This is a genomic window from Acinetobacter sp. BD54 (assembly GCF_044778325.1).
Lineage (GTDB): Bacteria > Pseudomonadota > Gammaproteobacteria > Pseudomonadales > Moraxellaceae > Acinetobacter > Acinetobacter baumannii.
In genome coordinates this window covers 90926-112267 of the sequence record NZ_JANJEP010000011.1, presented here as the reverse complement: position 1 = coordinate 112267, position 21342 = coordinate 90926, and the positions used below count along the sequence as shown (strand labels likewise).

Here is a 21342-nt window from a genome sequence, read left to right as displayed (position 1 = left end):
CAAGCACCTGTGAATCACTGACATTATTGGTTGTAAGCTGAACTGCTCGTATTTGTAGGGTTTTAGCATCTATACCAATATGAAGTTTACGCCATTGGCGACGATATTCAGGTCCATGTTTCTTGCGCTTCCATTCGCCCTCACCTAGAAACTTCATGCCTGTAGAGTCCATGAGTAGATGCAGCCCATCGCTACTTTTTTGGTAGTTGATTACAATATCAATATGCTTTTGTCTTCTACAAAGCGTGGTGTAATCTGGTGCGGTCCAATTTAATCCGCAAAGTTTAATCAGACTTTGCACAAAGCCAGTGACTATACGTAAAGATAGACGGAATAAGGATTTAATCATTAAGCAGCATTGGATAGCTGCGTCGGAGTAGGTTTGATTTCGCCCTTGTTTGCCTTTTGATGGAGCATACCATTGCGTAGCAGGATCAAACCAAATGGCAATATTTCCACGACTCATGAGTGCTCGGTTATATGCGGGCCAATTGGTTGTGCGGTAGATTTTGTGTGTAGGCTTCTTCATTTGAAAATTATATCGCTGAAAAAGCCTTTACAGATAGGTTTGTGCAACAAAGCCGGTTGAATCTGATTTTCAATATCATGCATAACAGCTTCACATTCTTGCACGGCGGCACGAATTTCAGCTTCAGTTGCTGGGGAGGAACAACCAGCGATAAGTGCTGGTATAAGTACCAAACAAAATTTTTTCATGTTAAACGCCTATTATAAAATAGCCTAAGCAGGTCTATTGCTTTATAGTTAGCCGATTTCGCTCTACCTTTGAGTACCTTATTTAAGTGACTCTTCCATTGCCGGACTTTCCGTCTATGGACCTTTTCCATTTCTGGTATAGGTCCGTTCATGGTTTTAATACCGTTTATGGATTATTCCGGCTCCGGAATAAGGGGGCTGATCTGCGTTAATAATAGAATAAACTAATTTTTAAAAATTTAATATATGCAAAAAATAAAAATTTAGTATGGTTTTTTTGTGGTAGATATTTCCGTATCCGGAATAGATAAAACCGTAAGCGGAATTATAAATAACGTAACCGGACTAGAAAGACCGCCAACGGAAGAAGCGATTTTTGTAAAGTGTAAAAAGGGGACGCCGTGAGTCCTTTTATGGGGTTCGATAAAATCTCCTTAGGCTATTTTGGCGTACAATTTATATATTCTTAAGCTGGTTAGTGAGCTTAAGTCTTATTTTATAATATCATGTCAACGGTATAATTCTGCATACATTTCTTATAGTTATCGGTTAAGATCATTTACGGCCGCAAATGAAAAAAACCGGTATCAATGTGAGCTCTCATATTGGTTTTGGCGCGTCACATCAATGGGCTATTCAGCTACTAGATGAATTACATAAAGCTTTGGTACTTGAATTTAGTTGATCTAGATAAACCTGAGCAAATTTACAGCAAAACCGTATCCGGATTTGCTGTAAATATTTTAATCACGGCGAGAATTAAAAATTTCTTCGTTATAGCTGCGCCGTAGAGCGCGTTTAAGGTGGGCATTTGAAGATAGGGTGTAGATGCACTAGTATCTAGTTTAGATAGCTTTAAACTCAAAATTATAAGCTTTTGATGAGTTCCATTTAATTTTCAAACAGGATTCCAAAATGAAAATTATGTCTTCTAAGGCCACTGTTCAAGGTGGTGCTTGAACCGTACCGGGTTTGTCGGAGACTCAGTATTCTGAGAGAATGTTCCGATGACCAAATTAAAATATACCCCTGAAATCAGAGAAAGAGCGGTTCAATTATTGATTGAATCTGAAAAAGACTATCCATCTAATTGGGCTGCGATCACAGCTATTGCGCCTAAGATTGGTTGTACTCCTGAAACACTTCGTGCTTGGCATCAAAAGCATTTAGATGAGCAAAATCCTATCAAAGTACAACAGATCTCTGATCAAGAAAAAATGAAGCAAATGGAACGTGAAATCAAAGAATTAAAGCGTGCCAATGAAATTCTGCGTAAAGCAGCCGCTTTTTTCGCCCAGGCGGAGCTCGACCGCCCACACAAATAATGGTGGATTTCATCCATAACAATAAGGCGTTATATGGTGTTGAGGCGATTTGTAGGATTTTACCGATCTCAGCTTCTACCTATTATCGAACACTAGATATTGCTGAAAACCCAGAACATCGAGCAAAGCGAGATCTACATGATTTGCATCATGCTGAACAAATTAAACGAATTTGGAAAGAAAGTTCAGGTCGATATGGTGTACGTAAAGTTTGGCAACAACTGAAACGTGAAGGTTATGTTATTGCACGCTGTACAGTGGTTCGCTTGATGAAGAAGCTAGGTATAAATTCTGTTTGGCGTTGGAAGAATAAAAACACCACCCTTAGCCGAGATCATCAAAAAAGAGCGGATGATTTAGTGAAACGTAATTTTACTGCTGATTATCCAAACCAACTATGGGTCGGTGACTTCACGTATATTCAAACTCATTCAGGCTGGGTCTATACCGCCTTTATTATTGATGTGTTCTCACGAGCGATTGTTGGATGGAAAGTATCAACACGTATGAATACAGACATGGTGCTCGATGCACTAGAGCAAGCATTGCATGACCGAGGTATGCCTAAGAATGTGATTCATCATTCAGATAGAGGTGTTCAATATCTTTCAATTCGCTATACCAATCGTTTAGAAGCAGCAAATTTACGAGCATCAGTCGGTACGACCGGTGATTCATACGATAACGCTTTGGCTGAAACAGTGAATGGGTTATACAAAACAGAGGTGATTGAATATTTAAAAGCAGACTGGCAAGGTTTAGCGGATGTACAACTTGCGACATTAAATTGGGTAGATTGGTTCAACAAAAAGCGTGTACACAGCGCATTGGGTTATGTATCGCCTTTTGAGTTTGAAGCAATGTACTATGATAAGATTAACCCGTTAGGTCACGTGGCCTAACTTAAATAAAAATGTCTCCGACAAACCCGGTACGGTTCAGCTAGTATTTTACTATTTCATTGTGTTTATAACGGTAGTGACTCGATCACACACTTTATGCAAGATATAGATCCAGAGATCTATAACGAACTACCTAATTTATATTCTGTTTGCGTAGCAGACAATTCAACCGGTAATAAAAAGATCACGGCGACTTTCTTTATTAAAACAACACGCCATCACAACGATCCAGATTTCCTAGATTCACTACTAAGCATCATGGCTTTAAGTCCGGATTTGCTGGCTCACTGGAAAGAGAAAACATCCTTAATACCAGCACAACATGTGGTTAATGGTCCACCGCTCTCAGAAAATGAATATGTTCATTTTTCTCAGAAGTTATATATGAAACACAATATTGATGGACGAGCATAATTAGCCTTATGGCATTTTCAATGCTGTGGCCAAACATGTTGGCCACTTTAATAAATTTGGGGTGACATCGATATGAACCAAAACAATACTGAAGCTGAAGTAAATCTATTTCGATTTACTTTCCACTTTATTACTCAAAATACGAATAGTTTTTTTGTTAGCGTAGAAGGGCCAGATGAGAATGAAACTCTTATAAACTTCGTCAATGATATGTACAGAGTTTTATACGCCAGCAATGTCAAACAGGATCTCGATCCAGCACATCCCAATCAAATCAAAGCCAGCGCTTTACAACGCATGACACCAAGTTTACGGACACAAGTTAATGCTATGTTGAGCGATTACACTAAACTCAAGCCTAGTATTCATAAAGCGATTAGTAAGCTCAATTCGATTGAAGATGATGAATACTTCTTTGTATTTCCCTATGAGTTTACAGAAAAGATGCAAGCACAAATGCTTTTGCAAACTTTTCTTAGAGCCAAAAATTCATTGAACAGCGATGAAGAAGTAAATCAATACATGCAAACTCACATGGAAGGATTTAATAGCTTATTTGATGATTTATTAGAGAAATACAACATTGCTGTGTTTGGTGAAACAGAACGGAGAACTGTTATAGGCCAAAAACCAACAAAAGAACACGGCGTTTGTAGGTTTTGTAAATCACCGGTTGATGAAAACACAACCTTTCGAAAAGTGGCTCATACGATTTCTGAAGCGCTGGGCAATAAATCAATCGTAACGGCAGATGAATGTGATACATGCAATGAGAGGTTCGGTCGTGATTATGAACCTCATCTCATACAGTACCTTGATATCCTACGTGTATATTATGGAACAAGAGGAAAGAAGGGCATTCCACATCTGAAGTTTAAGAATGGCCAAGTGTTCCAGCACAAGCAAGAAGGATCTGAAGAAAACTCTATTGTGATTGCTTCACAGGACATTGTAGAAACAGAAAACGGTTTAATTGTCAGCTTATCGGCCAATCAAAAAGTTAACAAACTTAAAATCTTTAAGTCATTATGCAAATACGCTATCTCAGTATTGCCGGCTAAAGAACTACCAGCTTTCGAATCGACTATTGAATGGTTATTTTCAGATCCGGAGATTGGTGAGGAAAAGCAGCAATTTCATATAGCCAAAATGTATGGCCAAAGTTATGCGGAACATCCGGAGTTAACTCTATATACACGAATCAGTGATACGGATCCGGAGTGGCCGCACGTGGTAGCAGATTTCAAGCTAGGTACATTGCATTTAATCTTCATTCTACCTTTTTCTAAAAAAGATGCTTCCACATTCAACTTAGAAACTGACTTCCAAAAATTGAGTCAGCTCTTCAGGCATTACCAAAAATTTGAAGATCAAATCATTTTTGAAAATTTATCGAACTCTGAAGAAAGAGAGTGTGAATATAAAGTAAGGTTTAGCACAGGCAAAATTAATCAGCAGTGAAAAAAAAGGAGTTCTATGAACTCCTTTTTTAATTAGTGTTTGATGGCTTATCATCATATTTAATTGCTTTAGCATTACCAGCCTGCCAAGAAATGTACTCTTGAGTATCAACCTGATAAGGATTTTCAGTTATATGAAATTTTGAATATGCAAGATATCCTTCAGCCCAAAGTTTTTTTGAATCTTCCGATAGAACCCATGTTATTTCCTTATACTTTCTTAGAATGTGCACTTCCTCTTTAGTAAATCGAGGTAACGATCTCTGAACATCTTTAAAATGACTTCTTACAAGATAAAACCCAAGTAAAACCGATAACGTTGAAATTAAAGATAAATTGTATTTATAAGATCTTGGTTCGAATCCATGTAAATGTTGCATACCAATATTTACAAGGCAGAGAAGGATAATAATCAGAAAAAAATAAGTAATGATATTATGATAAGTCCGAACTGATACTGCCCGTCTTATCAGTAACCAGTCAATCATATTCAGTTCCTTTTATTCTTAACGTTTTATTTAATAATATTAATTACGTCTAGGTTTGCAAACATTCCTTTGTTACGAATTATTCAAAATTGGAAGCTGTTAAATTCAGCTTCCAATATATATTCAATTAGCTGATTAATTAGAAGGAAAAGATAACTTTACTATTCTTTCATGTAGTGCTGGAGGAAAGAATATATTGATTTTCGAATTACTTAAGTTATCAAAATCGGTCCAACCGCTTTGTACACGTATAAAATCACAGTGCTGAAAAAGATCAGTAAAGTCGTGCAAAAAGTCACGTGATTTATACCAATCATTAATTTTTTTCTTTGTGAAGAAACTCATTGATACATCGTAAAGAATGTCGTTGTTGTTCTCATAAACACCTTTATAAAATTCATAGCCTTGCGGTTTTTCAAGCAATAGCGATATACACCAATGTGCACAAATTTTTGATAATGTATCATTAATTCTGAAGGGGCCATTATCAAAATCTAGATGTTTACTGAGATATCTTTTTGGTAGATAGAAATCGCGAAGTAAAGGAAAGGTTTGTATATGATACGCGAGAGTACATACAGCATCGATTGTTAAATTTAAATCCAAAGAGCTATCGATTTTAAGCGGCATTGTAATAATTTTTTTTCGATTAACCTCTAAGTAACTTTCTATTAATTTAGTTTTATCAAAATCACTTAGATAGCCAATTTCTTTTAAACCACTGACATCGCCAATAGTCAATCCTTTAAACGATTTAAATCCGAGGGATCGTGCTAAGATTTCTAAGCATTGAGAGTAAGTTGGTGCCTTAAAAGGTGTGTTAAGTGTATTTGAAACAACATCAAAAGAAGTATTAAGCAATTTTGCATTGCGTTTAAAAGAGTTTAAGAAGAACTTCTTTTCATTAGATATAACGATTCCTTGAAAATTGCTATTTGGTGTGAAATTAGACAAATAGACGACAAGGTTCGTTTAAATTTGTAGATATAAGATTTAAAAAGATGGCTTTTACTTTCACACAAGTAAGCTGCACCAGAAGCCGCATTTAGCAAGCCAATGTTATCATAAGGATATATGTTTTTGAAAGAATATTTCGAATCAAGAATTATTTGTAATGTTATAATTATGAAAACAGTAAAAAGATGAATTTCATGAACGTTAAAATTCTTTTAGTACTTTCTTTAGCTTTATTACCAGTTATTGTTGACGCAAAACCACAAGCGACCAAAGAACAGTTCAATAAAGGTCTGTTTGAAAGAGACATGGAAATTGCTCAAGTATTCCAAGAACTTACCAAAGAGCCTAATAATGGATTAAAGACCTGTTATGCATATTCTTTATTAAAAGAAAAACATAACTACATTGCTTCAAATACTGCAAAATTTGAACTTCAAGATGACTATTCACTACAGAAAGTCATTCTTTCAGAGAAACCATTAATAGCTCAATTTAAATCCATCATCACCAAAAACGGCATACCTTGCGATGTTAATTAATGATGATGGTATAAAAATTAATCTAAATTTCTCTTAAGTATAAGCTTGTACTTATTGTGATCTTTATCTGCATATTTTCCTAAAAAGTACAATCGTGCATTTACTTCGTTATCAGAATTAACGAGGACGAATTGTGAATTTTGATCCTTTAAAGTTATATAAGCTTCCACACATTCACGCTTTTCTAAATTATTTAAATCCAAAGGTAATTCTGATAAGATTAAACCTACTTTTAATTGATTTGCTTCAAGTATTTTAATAGCTTCTTTTCGATCAGTCTCTTCTTGAAGTTTATTAGATAATTTATTAATAATTCCTGAGATATAATCATAGATAACAATTAATAGTGTCATAAAAATGCCAAAGAAACGAGCCATTTCTCCACTTAATACGACACCTAAATATACATTTAAGAAGTACTTTAGAATATAGACTACAAATACTACAAAAACTAAAATTTTTAATGTATTTAGTCCTTCATTGAAGATGATTCGATTCAAACTATTTTTTTTCAAAATTGCTCACCATATAAACTTTCAATATCTTCCCATGTAGGCAAGTAAGTACTAGCCGGCAATAAAATCCCATTCATTGCGCTTACTATAATTCTTAGTCGAGCATTGTTGATTTCTTCCGCCAGATACTCTGCAATAATTTCATATTTCCATTTGTTGAAGTCTTCAACCTTCATTTTTATATCTGGTAAATTCCAATATTCGATCACAGCTTTTGTTAACAGCGTACCGTTATATCCTTCTCTATAAGCTAGGTCCACGTGCCACTGATAGAAGGATTTTAAAATACTTGTATGGTCATCTTTACCACACTGGCCCAAGAGGTTGCTTAGTGATTGCTTCAGTCTAGAGATTTCCATATCTAAACATTCAATGATGAAGGAATCTTTGGAAGGGAAAGCCATGTAGAAACTTTGTTTAGCAATTTTTGCTTCAGTGATAATACGCATAATGCTTATATGCTGAAAACCAAACTGATCAAATAAGTTTAGAGCTGTCGTTAAGATATGGATCCTCTTCTCATCAGATAATGTAAATGTTCTAGGCTGTGAAGCTTTATTTGTCATCAGTGATTTCTCAGGCGTGTCTATAAATTTCTATTTTGATTTCGGGCTTAACTTGACTTTGTATTTAAGCAATTGGCCATCTTCACTACGGTAGCAATGTGCTATAAGCTCTTTAGTCTCACCGTCCGTAACATAGAATATAAATTGACGAGTATTGAACTCTATATTTTCTAGAGCATTAACGGCCTTTCTGGTTGCTGGAGGTAGTTTAGATTTATTAACTCTATAATCAGCTTGGCTACTATCTACATAACAAGCTTTTAAACCATACTTCTCAACATATCCACTAAGTGATGCTGTAGCTCGCATGGCAGCACCATCACGCTTGTCAATAATCCTATTTCGAATAAAGCTATAAATAGAGCTATTAAAAAACCAAATAATCAAGAAAAAATTTAAAATATGAATTAAAATTAAATTGTCCATTTATTTAACACCTTTTCTATTTTCGACTTCAAGTAGTTCTAATTGTCCTTCATATACTGTATCAGCGTACTTATCTTGGAATGTTCCCTTACTATGAAGGAAGAAATATCCTTTAACCTTTAATGTCTTTGGATCAAAATAAATATGTGGTGAAGATGCTCTAGTTATTAAATAATCATCTTCAAAACGTAAAGGGTCTTTGATAATTACATTATCACGCATATTAGAATCTGGTGATTTACCATCAGAATTATTCACATACATTACTAAGTTATGATCAGAATTCAAGATTTCGATTAAATTCTTTGCGAAAAAAATTTCACTTTGTGGACCTTCCGATGATCGAATTTTAGGTAATATATAAAGACGGATAAAAAGAGACAGCAAACCAATCGTTATTGCAATGATATAAACGAAATACCAGTGCTCTTGAAGGAATGTAAACATTAAAGAAATCTCAAAAATTGGTTATGATACGGGTTGTGAAGACAAGCCTATGTACATTTTAAAATTAATAAAGGATAGATAAACAGTTTAATTCCTATAAATACAATATTGGAGCTGCTCAAGAATGATCTGAAATTGCTTGCTCAATAGAATCATATATCTCTTCCTCTCTTGTTAATTCATTTAACCGTAAAAGTCCTTGCATTTGAGCTAATCTCAATGGGAAATTATTGTTAATGATTTGCTCTTTTTTCCCTAATATTAACCAGCCAGCACAAACCTTTTCTGACTTCATTTCTTCAAGTAGTGCTTCCTGAAGATTGTCAATCTGGTACTTCTCTTCAAGCTCTTTTCGTGCCGTAAGATTTTGTGAGAGTCCGTTAAACGACAGTTCATCTTCTAGCAACTCTAAAGCTTCGTTTAAATTAGTCCGAGCTGTACCCACAGTTTTATGACAAGGGAATAGAGCATCATCTTTACTCATATAATTAACAATTTCCCGTACCCTTTCCGGATGTAGATAACCTCCGCTATCTTTTCTAAACGGACAATCCTTACAGGAGGCTTTTAGGGCAAATTTATTGCAAGATTGGGGGCTAGCCATACTAATAGCTCCAACAGCCTGAATTAAGCGGTACAAGCGCTTTTAACAGCATATTATTTGTTTGATCTGACAGTCTTTTCCATAATATTTGGTTTAATGAAGAAAACTTTGAACTAAACAGCTCTATGATCCGCTTGTTTTCACTTGTACGCTTAAAGAAATACACTGCATATTCATGCAAAGAATCATCTAACCGGATAAATTTAATATTGGAATTATCAAACCACTTAAAGTAGTCATCTAATTCATGGAGAGGCGTTATGTACGCTGCATAACGATCATGAAAATTAGCAAGTTGCTCACCTCTAATGACTTTATAAATAAGTCGTGCAGTCAATGGTACTGGCTGATTAAGTCTTAACGCAATGTATTGAGCTGACGCAAGATGATGTGAACCATTTTCATTGCTTAAAAATACTTTAGGCTGCCAGCCATACATATAGAAATTGTCAAATGTTGAATCTTGATTATTTACAATCTGGATCCCCCGATGAGAGAGCATTAGTCTTAACTGAGCCTGACTAATTGTCTCAATATAAGAAGGGCATTCACTTTCAACAAATTCATCTATAGATTTATACTTGAATAGGTCAGATTTAGAGTGGCCAAAACCACTTAGCTGTGAAATATCTATTGTCAATTTAGGTATATCAAAATCCTGAAAAATTGGATTAAAGCAAAGTTCCAGCTCAGTGACATCATCTGTATAGGAACAAGAGAAATAAGCAACATGGGAATAGGGGCTTTCACTCTTTATTTTGAAAGACTCAAAACTAAAAATATCAAATAGATAAATTGAGTCTCTATCGACAATATTGATTTTGTTTTCTTGATGCTTCTTCAGTTGACTATAGAGCTCGTGTTTAACTGAAAAAGGAGACAATAAGGTATCAATCATATCTTATCCTTTTTTATAGAATCCGTGCTTAATTGCAAATTTAGAATTGCTCATGATCTGTACACGTTCAATATCCACGATAATTTTTTTAAATTGCATCTTACAATTCGTATAGATAAAAAATATTGTATTCCCATCTGGAGAGACATTAAATTTTAATGGTCGTGCATAATCCGGCACAAACAGCACTTTTTTTTCCTTATCCTGTCTTGGGGTTATGTCAACTAATTTGCCTGAAGGCGAGATCCATACAGTGTGATATTGGGCCTCTACAAAATGATGTTTAGGATCTTCAGCAATCATCCAGCCGCTTACTGCTGAACCTCCTTCTTTATTACATTGAACCCAAACATTTAAATGGCATTCAATTGGAGCTGGAGTAAATTTCTTGGGTTTTATAAATTCTAAGTACTCCGCATCCTTTTCTTGCAAACACAAGTGATTCAGGATTTTTTTTACACCTTCAGTGATAGTCTTAGGCGACATTAAATTTAATCTAATTGAACTCATAGAGACATCTCACTTATTCAGGAAAAATTTGATGATCCGCTTTATATTTGTTTAACATCCAAGCAGCTTCACAAAGATCCTGACTATCCTTATAGATCGGATCCGCTTCAGCATTTTTAACCGGACTTAGATAGGCACCGTCTTTCTCAGAATGTCTATCAATATCGCGGAGATATGCATCTTTAATTTCTTCATATTGAAAGCCTTTTATGTAGCCTCCTTGACTCTTATCATCACATATATAGATGATTCGATTTATCATTCCATTAGTTTTAACTTTATTGAACTTTAAAAAAACCAAATCTTTTTTAAGTTCTTGCTGAACAACTGAAGGTAAAGGGGTGAAGATGAATGTAAAATATACGATTGAACCGTACCGGGTTTGTCGGAGACTCAGTATTCTGAGAGAATGTTCCGATGACCAAATTAAAATATACCCCTGAAATCAGAGAAAGAGCGGTTCAATTATTGATTGAATCTGAAAAAGACTATCCATCTAATTGGGCTGCGATCACAGCTATTGCGCCTAAGATTGGTTGTACTCCTGAAACACTTCGTGCTTGGCATCAAAAGCATTTAGATGAGCAAAATCCTATCAAAGTACAACAGATCTCTGATCAAGAAAAAATGAAGCAAATGGAACGTGAAATCAAAGAATTAAAGCGTGCCAATGAAATTCTGCGTAAAGCAGCCGCTTTTTTCGCCCAGGCGGAGCTCGACCGCCCACACAAATAATGGTGGATTTCATCCATAACAATAAGGCGTTATATGGTGTTGAGGCGATTTGTAGGATTTTACCGATCTCAGCTTCTACCTATTATCGAACACTAGATATTGCTGAAAACCCAGAACATCGAGCAAAGCGAGATCTACATGATTTGCATCATGCTGAACAAATTAAACGAATTTGGAAAGAAAGTTCAGGTCGATATGGTGTACGTAAAGTTTGGCAACAACTGAAACGTGAAGGTTATGTTATTGCACGCTGTACAGTGGTTCGCTTGATGAAGAAGCTAGGTATACAGGGTGTTTGGCGTGGGAAGAATAAATACACCACCCGTAGCCGAGATGATCAAAAAAGAGCGGATGATTTAGTGAAACGTAATTTTACTGCTGATTATCCAAACCAACTATGGGTCGGTGACTTCACGTATATTCAAACTCATTCAGGCTGGGTCTATACCGCCTTTATTATTGATGTGTTCTCACGAGCGATTGTTGGATGGAAAGTATCAACACGTATGAATACAGACATGGTGCTCGATGCACTAGAGCAAGCATTGCATGACCGAGGTATGCCTAAGAATGTGATTCATCATTCAGATAGAGGTGTTCAATATCTTTCAATTCGCTATACCAATCGTTTAGAAGCAGCAAATTTACGAGCATCAGTCGGTACGACCGGTGATTCATACGATAACGCTTTGGCTGAAACAGTGAATGGGTTATACAAAACAGAGGTGATTGAATATTTAAAAGCAGACTGGCAAGGTTTAGCGGATGTACAACTTGCGACATTAAATTGGGTAGATTGGTTCAACAAAAAGCGTGTACACAGCGCATTGGGTTATGTATCGCCTTTTGAGTTTGAAGCAATGTACTATGATAAGATTAACCCGTTAGGTCACGTGGCCTAACTTAAATAAAAATGTCTCCGACAAACCCGGTACGGTTCAGATTGCTGTAAATGGTATGACTAAAGATTTGAGTGGCTTTTTAAAATAAACGGATAGTAGGTCGGCTATAATTTTGGCAAGCAAAATACAAACTAGGACCTGAATCCACCACTCTCTATAAAATAGTTCTAAAAATACAACTAACATTAATATCTCATTTTAAAGTTATTAAACATTTACTGTTCTGATTGGTTTAATTTAAAAATTAATGCAATAGATTAATAACAAAATTGATTGTTCTACCCTTTTGTTTGATGCTCTTGTTTAAACTTATTATACATCCAAGCAGCGTCACAAATATTTTTACTTTCAGCATAGATTGGATCTTTGGTAATTTGGCTGGAGTTTAAAGGATGGGTAAAAAGTTTATTACTTTCTAAAAATGCATTAACATCAAGCTCATATGCTTCTCTGAAATCTCTATATTGATAACCTTTAATATAGCTACCCTTTAAAGCATCACTGCATGAAAGAATAATTGTATTTATCATTGCATTCGTTTGAACATTATTATTTTTTAAAAAAACTAGATCTTTCTTTAAAGCTTGTTGGGCCGGAGCTGGAATTGGACCGTATAAAAAAAGAAACCAAATAAAAGATGTCAATGGTATGGCGTAACCACTTAAATTTACTTTAACTAATATTGAGGTTAAAGAAGTGATCATCACTGCAATAAAAGCACTTGCAACAATCATTACAAACATATCTGAATAAATCGTATCAAATAAATTATTCACATTTATTTTCCTTATTTGAGGCTTTAAGCCTCAAATGTCTGAATTAGACTCTTAATTGCTGTTTCATGGTCCACACATGGATTTATATTTGCAGGCAAGAGCATGCCTTCTAACATGCTATACACCATCGAAGATGAGACAAAGGCAGTACTGCATTCTGGAACTTCCATTAAGTCTGAAACTAATTTGAACTTCCATTGTTTATGGGCTTGAATGACGGATAAAACTTCCTCACTCACCTCATTTTCATACACTGCTTTTTGAAAAAGACAGCCATTAAAATTTTGCTGATTGATATACGTGACATGCCAATTTAGCAATGCTTTTAAACGGTCGATATTTCCAGCCTCAGAAAGTAAAGACAGCTCACTTAAAATAGACTCTTCAATTGTCTTTTGCTCTTCACATAAACAAGCCTGAATCAACAAAGTCTTAGACGGAAAGTGTTTATAAAAAGTCATTTTCGCAACTTGTGACTCATTGATGATCCGATCTACACCGACAAACTTAAAGCTGTACTGCTTAAAGAGTGATAAAGCGGTATCCAAAATGGTTTTTCTTTTTGAAATAACTTTAGTCATGATTTCAATCTCCATACTCAGTACCGTGAATACTCATCACATAAGCTTCGGTGGGCTGCTTTAAATTCTTGGGCCGAGTTTAACCAGTACAAAGCAACTGCACCAGATGCAAACGAGGCTATTAAAAACAGTGTGGATAAAGAAAAGCCAAAATCAAAAGGGAAGGCGAAGCTTAAGCTTAAAACAGCACCCAATAGAAAACAGATAGCGGTTCTTAAGTGCAGCTTATATTCAAGTTCGAGAAGGCGTATTTTTATAACTATATGAACATCAAGTTGCATATGTTCTTGTGGTGAACGCATGAAGCGGCTCCTTCGACTTTTAGGTCGGAACTGTATTAAAATAATCGTAGCAAGATTTTTATTTTTTGCATATATCTAAATTTTAAAAATCTTGTTTTTTTTGGTATACTCTTTTTAGAGATATAAAATTAGACAATATAATACAGGGTTAAGTTTATGATAAATAAAGCTTTGAGTGTGATTCTAATTTCAAGCGTCTTATCTGGTTGCATGACTACAATTCAAAATTCAGCATCCGGACTCTCAAGAAAACAATTTCTCTTAATCCCGTCTCAAGACTATTACATCGAAGCAAACAAAGGTTATGTTGTTTTAATGAACAATTATAAAAATTCTGGCGCTTTGGATAGAAAACCTGAATTAACAAAAAGAGTAGTCAATATAGCCAAGAAAATTACGGCGCAAGTTCAAGACATTAAACCTGAAACGAATCAATGGACTTGGGAGCTACATGTAATTAATACCACTACAATTAATGCCTTTTGTGTAGGTCAAGGCAAAATGGCAATTTTTGAAGGTATGATCAAAACTCTTAATTTAAATGACGATGAGATTGCAGCAATCATCGGCCATGAAATTGCTCATGCACTACTTGAGCATGGCCGAGAAAAAGCTTCAAGAAATCTCGTATCGGATTTAGCGTTAGGCCAAATTGGAGGCAATGCTCAGATCTTGGCGTACTTCGGTACAAAGTTAGGATTAACATTACCGCATAGCCGAAGTCAGGAGAGTGAAGCGGATCTATTGGGATTAGAAATAGCAGCCAAAGCCGGTTTTAATCCAGATGCAGCCATTACCTTATGGAAGAAGGTTGGGGACCAACAGAAAGGGCAGAACAATAAACTCTCGCAAATGCTAAGCACTCATCCTATGCCACAAAAACGTATGGAAGACTTGGCATTGGCAGCACCTAAATTTAGACCTTTCTACCTTGCAACATTGCACAAATAAATGTACTTTGTACATCACACAGAAAACTTTATATTATTGTACAAAGTACATTTAAAACTATAATTAATATTGTTGTTCTTTGTACAATATTTTATTTATTTTAATTGATTGTACTTTGTACATGAAATATAATAATTATATTACCTTAACCGGATATAATTATGACCTCTACAACAAAAAAATTTAAGCTGCATCCCAAGTTCATCGTAAATGCCATTGAGCAGCAAGCCAACGGTTTACCTAAAGCGATAGTAGAGTTGATAATGAACTCTATTGATGCAAATGCCACGCAAATAAATATAAAATTATGGTTAAATGCCAAAAAACATCTTCAGTTTGAAATTATTGATGATGGAAAAGGTTTTACCAAAAAATCTATTGATGAATACTTTGCAATGTTTGGTGCACCTCATGAAGAGGGTGATGCTACATACGGAAAATTTCGTATTGGTCGCGGACAGGTCTTTAATTACGCTATAACCACATGGACAAGTAACAACTACCAACTCAAAGTAGATATCTATAAGCCGCTAAGAGAAAAGTCAGACGAAGAACTTGGGTTTACTATTACTAGACTCGCCAAAAAGTTCAATGGATGCAAAATATCCGGTTATATTTATACAAACATTACAGATTCGATGGGTTCTATTACTGAAATAATAGAAGAAATCCAATCAATTATTAAATATGTTCAAATTCCAGTATTCATAAATAAAAATCAAATTAATAAAAATATATCAGATTGTTTAGATTCTGAATGCAAAATCATTGAAGATGATTATGCATATTATATTCTAGATCCGAATTCTGATTCCCTTAAAGTCTATAATATAGGTGTTTGGGTTCCTTATGCCCGTTTTAAAAATGCTATTTTTAAAGGTAGTATTATTTCTAAATCTCAATTCAAGATTACATCTTCACGTAATGAAATTATTGAGGATCGTTGTGAGCTATTTAAAAACATAGAAGGGAAGATCCGAGATGTCGTAGATCCAACCTTTATTAAACTCACCACAATCAATGAGAAAAAAAATAAGAAGCTATCGAGCAAATTAGCTTTAGGTATGCTGGCTAATATTCTAAAAAATCCACTGAAAGATTGCCGGTATGATAAAGAGGCAATATTGATGATGCTAAATACTCCTCTCGACGTCTTTACCGATTATAAAGGTTATAAACAAAGCCTTATCGATATTTCAAAATCTAAAGCTATCATGATGGTAATTAGGTCAGATTACGACGTGCTCGTAGTTGAAAAAATCGAAAAGAGAACAAACTGTCTCATCTTGGAGGAAACCTATGATATTTCGCATTTGCAAGGCTATCTCCGCACACGCCTAATTCAAGAGTATATCGATAAGAATGAACAGCCGGATAATGAAAACTTATATGATTATGATTATATGCTTATGAAGCTGTTATCTGAGTTTAAAGATATAGTTGTAGCCTATACCAACTATGAAATGTTCACAGACATACCTCCAGTAACCCTTTTAAATTATAAGGATGAAAAGGAAAAGATATCTTTTGATCGAAAAATAATTGACCAAAAAGATCTAAATAACGAGCAAACCGGCTTTCTTGAATTTCTAAAAAAATTGAATACTAGATTTTGTGATGCCTATCCAGATTTTATAAATGATTGTTATGGTAAGCGAGAGATTTTTCTAGGCAAATCAGAGCTAGATAATGCATGGACCAACATGACATCGAATATTGTCTTCGATATAAGGACAATCAGCTTTTACCAGCAGAATTCATATTTAAGATTACTATTAATTTTAATCCATGAGTATGCACATCTTCTCGACGATGAAGAAGGCCATAATTTTGAATTCTATGAACGATTCCATGATTTTGTTATTCGCAATGACTTTATTCCACTTCTGGAGAGCCTAAGTTCATCTAATAACACCATACATAGTAATTCGAGCTCAACCGCTCCGGATGAAACTGAATTAAAACTTTTAGCAATGATCGATCAACCAACGCCTCAAAATGCGCGAGAACTCTATAACATACTGCATGACTTAAATTATTCATTCAAAGCAGTTGAGGAAGGGAAAAAGAATAAAGAGTTATTCGGATTAAGCTATGACACCTTTAATGCTTGGCTGGCTGATCCTAAGTCTACACGCTACAGAAATCCAAAGCTGCAAACTTGGCAAAGTTTCATTTATGAAACTATAGCTAAGAAAAGAGGTTTTAATGATTTCAATGCAATGGTACTCAGTAATGTTTTTAATTGTGAAACCAAGACTGAAGAGAACACCTAAATGAATCTAAAACATGATGATAAAATTATTCTAGTTTTCTTTGGTACAAATGATATTAACCTTTTAATTCCCAAAAAAAGAGGAAAGGGCTATTTAAAGCAACCAATAGGCCATTTTAACTGTCCACTTTCAACCCTAAGTAGAGATATTGGATATGACTTTTTTGGTCTTGATGGGTTCCTAAAGGTTCAAACCGGATACATAAATGATAAAGAAGAATTCACTCATCAGGTGGTTATACCTATTAGTGAATTCTATGGTTATAAGTGGCGAGAAGTCGATACAAACACGTTTTTTGATATTCTTAGAACAAATCTTAAATCAAACAGATAATTAAATTTTAAGGTATAAAAAAGGCTCATTTAATGAGCCTTTACTTATATTACTTCTTTCTTTTTTTCTCAATGTATTTACCATATGCAACCGTTACTTCGTTGTTTAATTTACTAAACTTATATTTATAAATCATATAATTAAGTGCAAAAAATATCAAACAAGCCAGCATAATAATAAATAAGGGTTTATTAATCAGTATATTTAGTGGAAGGGTGAGATTAAAAGCAACGAAGTAGAATATAATAAAATCAGCAACTATTAATGCACAAAAAGCGGTTATGCAAATAATTGTGTGCTGTCTTCTTACTACTGGCAAATGATCTTTTTCACCTTCATCATCATTTGAGTCTATTAAGATTTCCATAGATTTCTTAAAAGAAATTTGCTCAGCAATATTTCTTAATGAGGTGAATAAAATTGTAAAAAACAATATTGCAGCCCAACAATATGAATTAAATATTTTTGTTGGTGAGGTATCATTTAAACTTAAAGTAAGTGCTGAAATTATGATCATAATCATAAATATGAAAAAAGAAAGCACACCAAGTCTAGAAAATACTTTCTCGTATTTATCCCACTTCTTCGCTTTCTCGTATTCAGCCAATATTTTAGATTCAGAATTATACATTTTTTCTCTGCTTATAAAGTTTAATCTTTTGAAACGCCGCCAACAATTGTGACAGGAATTAATAAAAAATCATAACGCTCATAACGACCTTTCTTACCATACCAGTAAAGGTGCCAATGTGATTTTCTTAAATGTGGCTCTCTACCAGACACTTTTCCTTCAGCTTTGGCCACTTCAATTTCTTCGTATAATTTAGTTAATTTCCTTGCTGTTTCAGATCCAATTTTAAAAGTCTTATATTTACCAGCTTCAAATAAACGTTTTTCCTTCTTTACCTCAACAAATTGCACCGGCTTATTGGTGGCATCTGGAGTTAGAGGAGTCACTTCAGGTTTTGATTGACTAAACCATAAAACAAGATTGATTAATTTTTTCTGTATTTTAAGTCTTTCTTTCAGATCTGAAGCCATTGTTTCTGGATCATAGTCTTGTTGAAATTGGTCCACAAAATTTGTGAGGCTTGCTTCAATATCTTGGTCCTCATTCAACATAATAGCAATTGTGCGTGGCATACCATCATCAAGGTACATTGTTGAAACTAAAAGGCGGTCGCCACAAAGCTCAGTTACACAGAATAGAACACCCACAACCTGTCTATTTTCGAATGTAAGACCCTTAGCATTATCAGTCTGAATGTATACACACAAATCGGGAAGGTTCAAAATATGGTTCGGTATAACCCCATTAAAGCCGGTCTTAATTAACTCATTAATTACTATGTCTTCGAACCGGTATATATTTTTTGTGAGCATCCAATTTCCTAGAGTTACAAGCTCTCCAGTGGTCACAGGCAGACGATCAAGCAATTCCTTTGGAATATGCTCACCAACCTTTATATTTGCCGCCCATGCTGGAACAGTAGCTTTAACTCCGAAATGCCCCATGACATTTTTTAAAGCTTTTTCATATACACCACTAACCATATTATTTTTGAATGTTGGTGGAAGTGGGTGAGGATCCGCGCTCCCATGTATACGTTCATGATCAGCATCTAGCGCGGCATAAATCCAATCATCCCAAGTTATCAGTAGATCAATTTGTTCTTTCTTATCTTTACGTCTTTTTAAGTTTTCAATCGCTCTCTTTTCAATTTTCTTTACCAATTGCGGCAAATTAATTTTCATGTGATTTAAGCGCGTTGTAACCACTTTTAAAGGGATCTGGAACTCAGAATTAAGGCTGGCCATAAATAATACAAAATACTTTAAATTAAAAAAGAGACACTATAATTATAGTGTCTCTCGTATTGATATTAAAAGGATAAACGAAAATTACTGAAAGCTGCGGCCAAAGTCATTTTCTGATTTCTTTTCCTTTTCTGCATCTAATTTTTTCGTATTATTGAGAGCCGGATGCAAGTCAGCTAAAAACTCCATCACTTCATCCGCATTTTTTGATTCATAGAAACGAACCATTTTTTGACGGAAGTCAATTGCCTTATCAGCCGGTATGCTAATAGCATCTAAACCAGCACTCATCAATACTCCATTCATCATAAGGTGAGCTGTTCTTTTCTCACCTTCAAATGTGAATTGGTTGAGGCTTCCATAAAGGAATGTAGCAATACCTTTTTCTAGTGGGTTCTTGAGTGAGTTGATATGATCAAACCCTTCTTGCATGAATTTATTTAACGCTGGAGCATCTTCTTCAGTTTTCATCGGTCGATGGGTTCTAAAGTGTCTAATTCCTACATCCGGAGTAAATGATTGTTCAACTCCTTCGCCACGTAGAACACCAGCTTCAATCGATTCACGATCTGCAACAATTCCATTGACTTTTAAATATGTAGATTTATTTAATGCAAAATTTCCATTACGAACCATATTTACCAGTTCATTTGACGCATCAATTAAATTTAATACTTGTCGCTGGTCCTTAACACTGTGTCCACCTACAGTGGTGCCATTTATTAAAGATGCTACATCATCAAGCTTATGTGAATTACCAGCTACCGCAGCAGAGTTCGCTACATGTTCAACAAAATTCTTTCGATAATTAGCAACAACTGTTTCTCGATGTTGAGGTTGAATATCATTAGCCAGCAGTCTAGCGTTATACTCGAATCCAAGTTTCTCTTTAGTATTTGACATAGTTAAATCTTCATTAGTATTTGAAATTTTGGTTGCTTGATCCAATCCAAGATAATCAGTGAGCTGCTTCTCATAAGCTTTAATGGCCCAATCCGGAACATTGTTGTCAATCGCAGTAATTTTCCCGTACTCTAATTTAAATACTTGCTGATGAGGCCTATCTCTCACGCTGTTATCAAGTACAAAAGTCAAATCTGCATATTGAGTAGCTTCAGCAACTAAGGGTAGTACACGCTCATATCTAGCTTTTACCTTATCCTCATCAACATCATGACCACCTTTACGAACTCGATCTTTAATACGATCAAGTGCGATATCTGAGTTTTCTAAATGGATGTGATACAGGACTACGTAAAATCCCTTACTCTTAGCTTCCTTGATGAGATCAACTTTAGAAGGATGCGAAAAAACTGTTTCAGCAATAAAAGAACGTCCTTCATCTAAATGTTTTTGACGTTCAGCTTCAGCCCATTTCTGAGCTTCGCGTGCATGGGTAGGATTGGTATTATCAAAATGACCAAAGTGTTGTAATTGCCAAACATCAGCATTAATAAAATTTATATCAAGATTTAAACTATTAAATTTTGGAATTATCACATTGTCTATCAGAGTGGATTTACCAGCTCCATTACCACCAGCAACTATCACTGCATACTTGGTGTCTAGTTCATTTTTTTGTGTCATTTAATTTATATCCAAACTCCTAGAACGTTCTTCAGTATTTGCGTTCTCATCTTGAGCATCTAAGGCATCTAGAAGTTCACGATCTTTACGTAAACGCTCACGCAACTGATCATAGACAGGATGAGTATCAGGACATTTATTTGCTTCAAACATTTGATAACCAAGATCTTCAAGCACTGCTTTAAGAGAAATCTTGTTCGAATGATCAACAGAAAATTTGCTATTCATAAGCACCACCATAAGGACAGGTCTTGCGATAGCTATATTTTACCACTTATTTTGTATAAACGTATATAATATCATTACAGTTTGT

Annotated in this window: 27 protein-coding genes and 2 other annotated features; of the genes, 8 read left to right on the top strand and 19 right to left on the bottom strand. The window is 34.9% G+C overall.

Features of this window, described 5'->3' with window-relative positions; all coding sequences use genetic code 11:
• Both NQ782_RS16550 and NQ782_RS16545 read right to left on the bottom strand, forming a co-directional pair.
• On the bottom strand, positions 1-529 hold a 529-nt coding region (locus tag NQ782_RS16550; RefSeq protein WP_188137495.1), incomplete at its 3' end, for an IS5 family transposase.
• Entirely contained in the window at positions 526-717 is a 192-nt protein-coding gene (locus NQ782_RS16545) for a hypothetical protein (protein ID WP_000712916.1), read from the bottom strand. The genes NQ782_RS16545 and NQ782_RS16550, both read right to left, overlap by 4 nt.
• 1007 nt (positions 718-1724) lie before the next feature.
• Between NQ782_RS16545 and NQ782_RS16540 the strand changes: the two genes are divergently transcribed.
• From NQ782_RS16540 to NQ782_RS16530, 3 genes are all read left to right on the top strand, one after another.
• Positions 1725-2944, top strand: a protein-coding gene (locus tag NQ782_RS16540) for an IS3-like element ISAba34 family transposase (protein ID WP_404215546.1) whose coding sequence is annotated in 2 segments (ribosomal slippage) — positions 1725-2001 and positions 2001-2944 — 1221 coding nt in all. Because the reading frame shifts where the segments join, the coding sequence is not laid out codon by codon here.
• Positions 2000-2116, top strand: a sequence feature (AL1L pseudoknot). (Overlaps the previous gene by 117 nt.)
• Before the next feature lie 96 nt (positions 2945-3040).
• A complete protein-coding gene (locus NQ782_RS16535) occupies positions 3041-3358 on the top strand; it encodes a hypothetical protein (protein ID WP_223236074.1) in 318 nt (105 codons plus the stop codon).
• Between the two features lie 72 nt (positions 3359-3430).
• Complete coding sequence (locus NQ782_RS16530; RefSeq protein WP_001075210.1) at positions 3431-4819, top strand: HNH endonuclease; 1389 nt, start codon at positions 3431-3433, stop codon at positions 4817-4819.
• 28 nt (positions 4820-4847) lie between these two features.
• On the opposite strand, the gene NQ782_RS16525 is transcribed toward NQ782_RS16530, so the two are convergent.
• A complete protein-coding gene (locus NQ782_RS16525) occupies positions 4848-5306 on the bottom strand; it encodes a hypothetical protein (protein WP_000568115.1) in 459 nt (152 codons plus the stop codon).
• Positions 5307-5441: 135 nt separating this feature from the next.
• Entirely contained in the window at positions 5442-6260 is an 819-nt protein-coding gene (locus tag NQ782_RS16520) for a hypothetical protein (protein ID WP_000064550.1), read from the bottom strand.
• Positions 6261-6457: 197 nt separating this feature from the next.
• Between NQ782_RS16520 and NQ782_RS16515 the strand changes: the two genes are divergently transcribed.
• Entirely contained in the window at positions 6458-6802 is a 345-nt protein-coding gene (locus NQ782_RS16515; protein ID WP_001101148.1) for a hypothetical protein, read from the top strand.
• Positions 6803-6819: 17 nt separating this feature from the next.
• Here the strand turns inward: NQ782_RS16515 and NQ782_RS16510 are convergent, their stop codons facing one another.
• From NQ782_RS16510 to NQ782_RS16475, 8 genes are all read right to left on the bottom strand, one after another.
• Entirely contained in the window at positions 6820-7317 is a 498-nt protein-coding gene (locus tag NQ782_RS16510; RefSeq protein WP_000742270.1) for a hypothetical protein, read from the bottom strand.
• Positions 7314-7883 (bottom strand): TetR/AcrR family transcriptional regulator, encoded by a 570-nt coding sequence (locus tag NQ782_RS16505; RefSeq protein WP_000182207.1) that lies wholly within the window; start codon positions 7881-7883, stop codon positions 7314-7316. Before NQ782_RS16505 ends, NQ782_RS16510 begins: the two co-directional genes overlap by 4 nt.
• Positions 7884-7913: 30 nt before the next feature.
• Entirely contained in the window at positions 7914-8309 is a 396-nt protein-coding gene (locus tag NQ782_RS16500; protein WP_000369329.1) for a hypothetical protein, read from the bottom strand.
• Complete coding sequence (locus NQ782_RS16495; RefSeq protein WP_000493808.1) at positions 8310-8756, bottom strand: hypothetical protein; 447 nt, start codon at positions 8754-8756, stop codon at positions 8310-8312. It abuts the gene before it with no gap.
• 118 nt (positions 8757-8874) lie between these two features.
• Positions 8875-9360: a hypothetical protein gene (locus tag NQ782_RS16490; RefSeq protein ID WP_000168103.1), complete on the bottom strand. Its 486-nt coding sequence runs from the start codon at positions 9358-9360 to the stop codon at positions 8875-8877.
• Position 9361: 1 nt separating this feature from the next.
• Positions 9362-10258: a DUF6685 family protein gene (locus NQ782_RS16485; protein WP_000567443.1), complete on the bottom strand. Its 897-nt coding sequence runs from the start codon at positions 10256-10258 to the stop codon at positions 9362-9364.
• A 3-nt stretch (positions 10259-10261) separates the two neighbouring features.
• Positions 10262-10768: a hypothetical protein gene (locus NQ782_RS16480; RefSeq protein WP_002015155.1), complete on the bottom strand. Its 507-nt coding sequence runs from the start codon at positions 10766-10768 to the stop codon at positions 10262-10264.
• A 13-nt stretch (positions 10769-10781) separates the two neighbouring features.
• Entirely contained in the window at positions 10782-11030 is a 249-nt protein-coding gene (locus NQ782_RS16475; RefSeq protein ID WP_000610367.1) for a hypothetical protein, read from the bottom strand.
• Positions 11031-11185: 155 nt separating this feature from the next.
• On the opposite strand from NQ782_RS16475, the gene NQ782_RS16470 reads away from it, so the two are divergent.
• Positions 11186-12405, top strand: a protein-coding gene (locus tag NQ782_RS16470) for an IS3-like element ISAba34 family transposase (protein WP_085944009.1) whose coding sequence is annotated in 2 segments (ribosomal slippage) — positions 11186-11462 and positions 11462-12405 — 1221 coding nt in all. Because the reading frame shifts where the segments join, the coding sequence is not laid out codon by codon here.
• Positions 11461-11577, top strand: a sequence feature (AL1L pseudoknot). It overlaps the preceding gene by 117 nt.
• Positions 12406-12683: 278 nt before the next feature.
• Here NQ782_RS16470 and NQ782_RS16465 read toward each other — a convergent pair.
• From NQ782_RS16465 to NQ782_RS16455, 3 genes are read right to left on the bottom strand one after another with little or no spacing between them, the layout of a single operon-like run.
• Positions 12684-13181 carry a hypothetical protein gene (locus tag NQ782_RS16465; protein WP_001061021.1) on the bottom strand — a complete coding sequence of 166 codons (498 nt, stop codon included), beginning with the start codon at positions 13179-13181 and terminating at the stop codon, positions 12684-12686.
• Between the two features lie 23 nt (positions 13182-13204).
• Positions 13205-13762 (bottom strand): TetR/AcrR family transcriptional regulator, encoded by a 558-nt coding sequence (locus NQ782_RS16460; protein ID WP_000169856.1) that lies wholly within the window; start codon positions 13760-13762, stop codon positions 13205-13207.
• A 17-nt stretch (positions 13763-13779) separates the two neighbouring features.
• Positions 13780-14064 (bottom strand): hypothetical protein, encoded by a 285-nt coding sequence (locus tag NQ782_RS16455; protein WP_001257461.1) that lies wholly within the window; start codon positions 14062-14064, stop codon positions 13780-13782.
• Between the two features lie 156 nt (positions 14065-14220).
• Between NQ782_RS16455 and NQ782_RS16450 the strand changes: the two genes are divergently transcribed.
• From NQ782_RS16450 to NQ782_RS16440, 3 genes are all read left to right on the top strand, one after another.
• The gene (locus NQ782_RS16450) at positions 14221-15015 is read left to right on the top strand and encodes a M48 family metallopeptidase (RefSeq protein ID WP_000608397.1); all 795 of its coding nucleotides are present in this window, start codon (positions 14221-14223) and stop codon (positions 15013-15015) included.
• Positions 15016-15176: 161 nt separating this feature from the next.
• Positions 15177-17291, top strand: a complete 2115-nt coding sequence (locus NQ782_RS16445; protein ID WP_000204893.1) for an ATP-binding protein — start codon at positions 15177-15179, stop codon at positions 17289-17291.
• Positions 17292-17624 (top strand): hypothetical protein, encoded by a 333-nt coding sequence (locus NQ782_RS16440; RefSeq protein ID WP_001049486.1) that lies wholly within the window; start codon positions 17292-17294, stop codon positions 17622-17624. It abuts the gene before it with no gap.
• A gap of 49 nt (positions 17625-17673) precedes the next feature.
• Here NQ782_RS16440 and NQ782_RS16435 read toward each other — a convergent pair whose 3' ends face one another.
• The 4 genes from NQ782_RS16435 to NQ782_RS16420 all read right to left on the bottom strand — a co-directional run bounded on the left by NQ782_RS16435 (position 17674) and on the right by NQ782_RS16420 (position 21257).
• On the bottom strand, positions 17674-18255 hold the full coding sequence (locus NQ782_RS16435) for a hypothetical protein (RefSeq protein WP_000282778.1): 582 nt from the start codon (positions 18253-18255) through the stop codon (positions 17674-17676).
• 20 nt (positions 18256-18275) lie between these two features.
• Positions 18276-19442: a hypothetical protein gene (locus NQ782_RS16430; RefSeq protein WP_000157683.1), complete on the bottom strand. Its 1167-nt coding sequence runs from the start codon at positions 19440-19442 to the stop codon at positions 18276-18278.
• A gap of 84 nt (positions 19443-19526) precedes the next feature.
• Positions 19527-21029, bottom strand: a complete 1503-nt coding sequence (locus NQ782_RS16425; protein ID WP_000192314.1) for a zeta toxin family protein — start codon at positions 21027-21029, stop codon at positions 19527-19529.
• The gene (locus NQ782_RS16420; RefSeq protein WP_001085037.1) at positions 21030-21257 is read right to left on the bottom strand and encodes a hypothetical protein; all 228 of its coding nucleotides are present in this window, start codon (positions 21255-21257) and stop codon (positions 21030-21032) included. It lies immediately after the preceding gene.
• Positions 21258-21342: the final 85 nt, after the last annotated feature.

Excerpts from the sequence above, each read along its gene's own strand:
- NQ782_RS16545 (WP_000712916.1), bottom strand. The coding sequence starts at position 717 with ATGAAAAAATTTTGTTTGGTACTTATACCAGCACTTATCGCTGGTTGT.
- NQ782_RS16535 (WP_223236074.1), top strand. The coding sequence starts at position 3,041 with ATGCAAGATATAGATCCAGAGATCTATAACGAACTACCTAATTTATAT.
- NQ782_RS16530 (WP_001075210.1), top strand. The coding sequence starts at position 3,431 with ATGAACCAAAACAATACTGAAGCTGAAGTAAATCTATTTCGATTTACT.
- NQ782_RS16525 (WP_000568115.1), bottom strand. The coding sequence starts at position 5,306 with ATGATTGACTGGTTACTGATAAGACGGGCAGTATCAGTTCGGACTTAT.
- NQ782_RS16515 (WP_001101148.1), top strand. The coding sequence starts at position 6,458 with ATGAACGTTAAAATTCTTTTAGTACTTTCTTTAGCTTTATTACCAGTT.
- NQ782_RS16505 (WP_000182207.1), bottom strand. The coding sequence starts at position 7,883 with ATGACAAATAAAGCTTCACAGCCTAGAACATTTACATTATCTGATGAG.
- NQ782_RS16500 (WP_000369329.1), bottom strand. The coding sequence starts at position 8,309 with ATGGACAATTTAATTTTAATTCATATTTTAAATTTTTTCTTGATTATT.
- NQ782_RS16495 (WP_000493808.1), bottom strand. The coding sequence starts at position 8,756 with ATGTTTACATTCCTTCAAGAGCACTGGTATTTCGTTTATATCATTGCA.
- NQ782_RS16490 (WP_000168103.1), bottom strand. The coding sequence starts at position 9,360 with ATGGCTAGCCCCCAATCTTGCAATAAATTTGCCCTAAAAGCCTCCTGT.
- NQ782_RS16485 (WP_000567443.1), bottom strand. The coding sequence starts at position 10,258 with ATGATTGATACCTTATTGTCTCCTTTTTCAGTTAAACACGAGCTCTAT.
- NQ782_RS16480 (WP_002015155.1), bottom strand. The coding sequence starts at position 10,768 with ATGAGTTCAATTAGATTAAATTTAATGTCGCCTAAGACTATCACTGAA.
- NQ782_RS16475 (WP_000610367.1), bottom strand. The coding sequence starts at position 11,030 with ATGATAAATCGAATCATCTATATATGTGATGATAAGAGTCAAGGAGGC.
- NQ782_RS16460 (WP_000169856.1), bottom strand. The coding sequence starts at position 13,762 with ATGACTAAAGTTATTTCAAAAAGAAAAACCATTTTGGATACCGCTTTA.
- NQ782_RS16455 (WP_001257461.1), bottom strand. The coding sequence starts at position 14,064 with ATGCGTTCACCACAAGAACATATGCAACTTGATGTTCATATAGTTATA.
- NQ782_RS16450 (WP_000608397.1), top strand. The coding sequence starts at position 14,221 with ATGATAAATAAAGCTTTGAGTGTGATTCTAATTTCAAGCGTCTTATCT.
- NQ782_RS16445 (WP_000204893.1), top strand. The coding sequence starts at position 15,177 with ATGACCTCTACAACAAAAAAATTTAAGCTGCATCCCAAGTTCATCGTA.
- NQ782_RS16440 (WP_001049486.1), top strand. The coding sequence starts at position 17,292 with ATGAATCTAAAACATGATGATAAAATTATTCTAGTTTTCTTTGGTACA.
- NQ782_RS16435 (WP_000282778.1), bottom strand. The coding sequence starts at position 18,255 with ATGTATAATTCTGAATCTAAAATATTGGCTGAATACGAGAAAGCGAAG.
- NQ782_RS16430 (WP_000157683.1), bottom strand. The coding sequence starts at position 19,442 with ATGGCCAGCCTTAATTCTGAGTTCCAGATCCCTTTAAAAGTGGTTACA.
- NQ782_RS16425 (WP_000192314.1), bottom strand. The coding sequence starts at position 21,029 with ATGACACAAAAAAATGAACTAGACACCAAGTATGCAGTGATAGTTGCT.
- NQ782_RS16420 (WP_001085037.1), bottom strand. The coding sequence starts at position 21,257 with ATGAATAGCAAATTTTCTGTTGATCATTCGAACAAGATTTCTCTTAAA.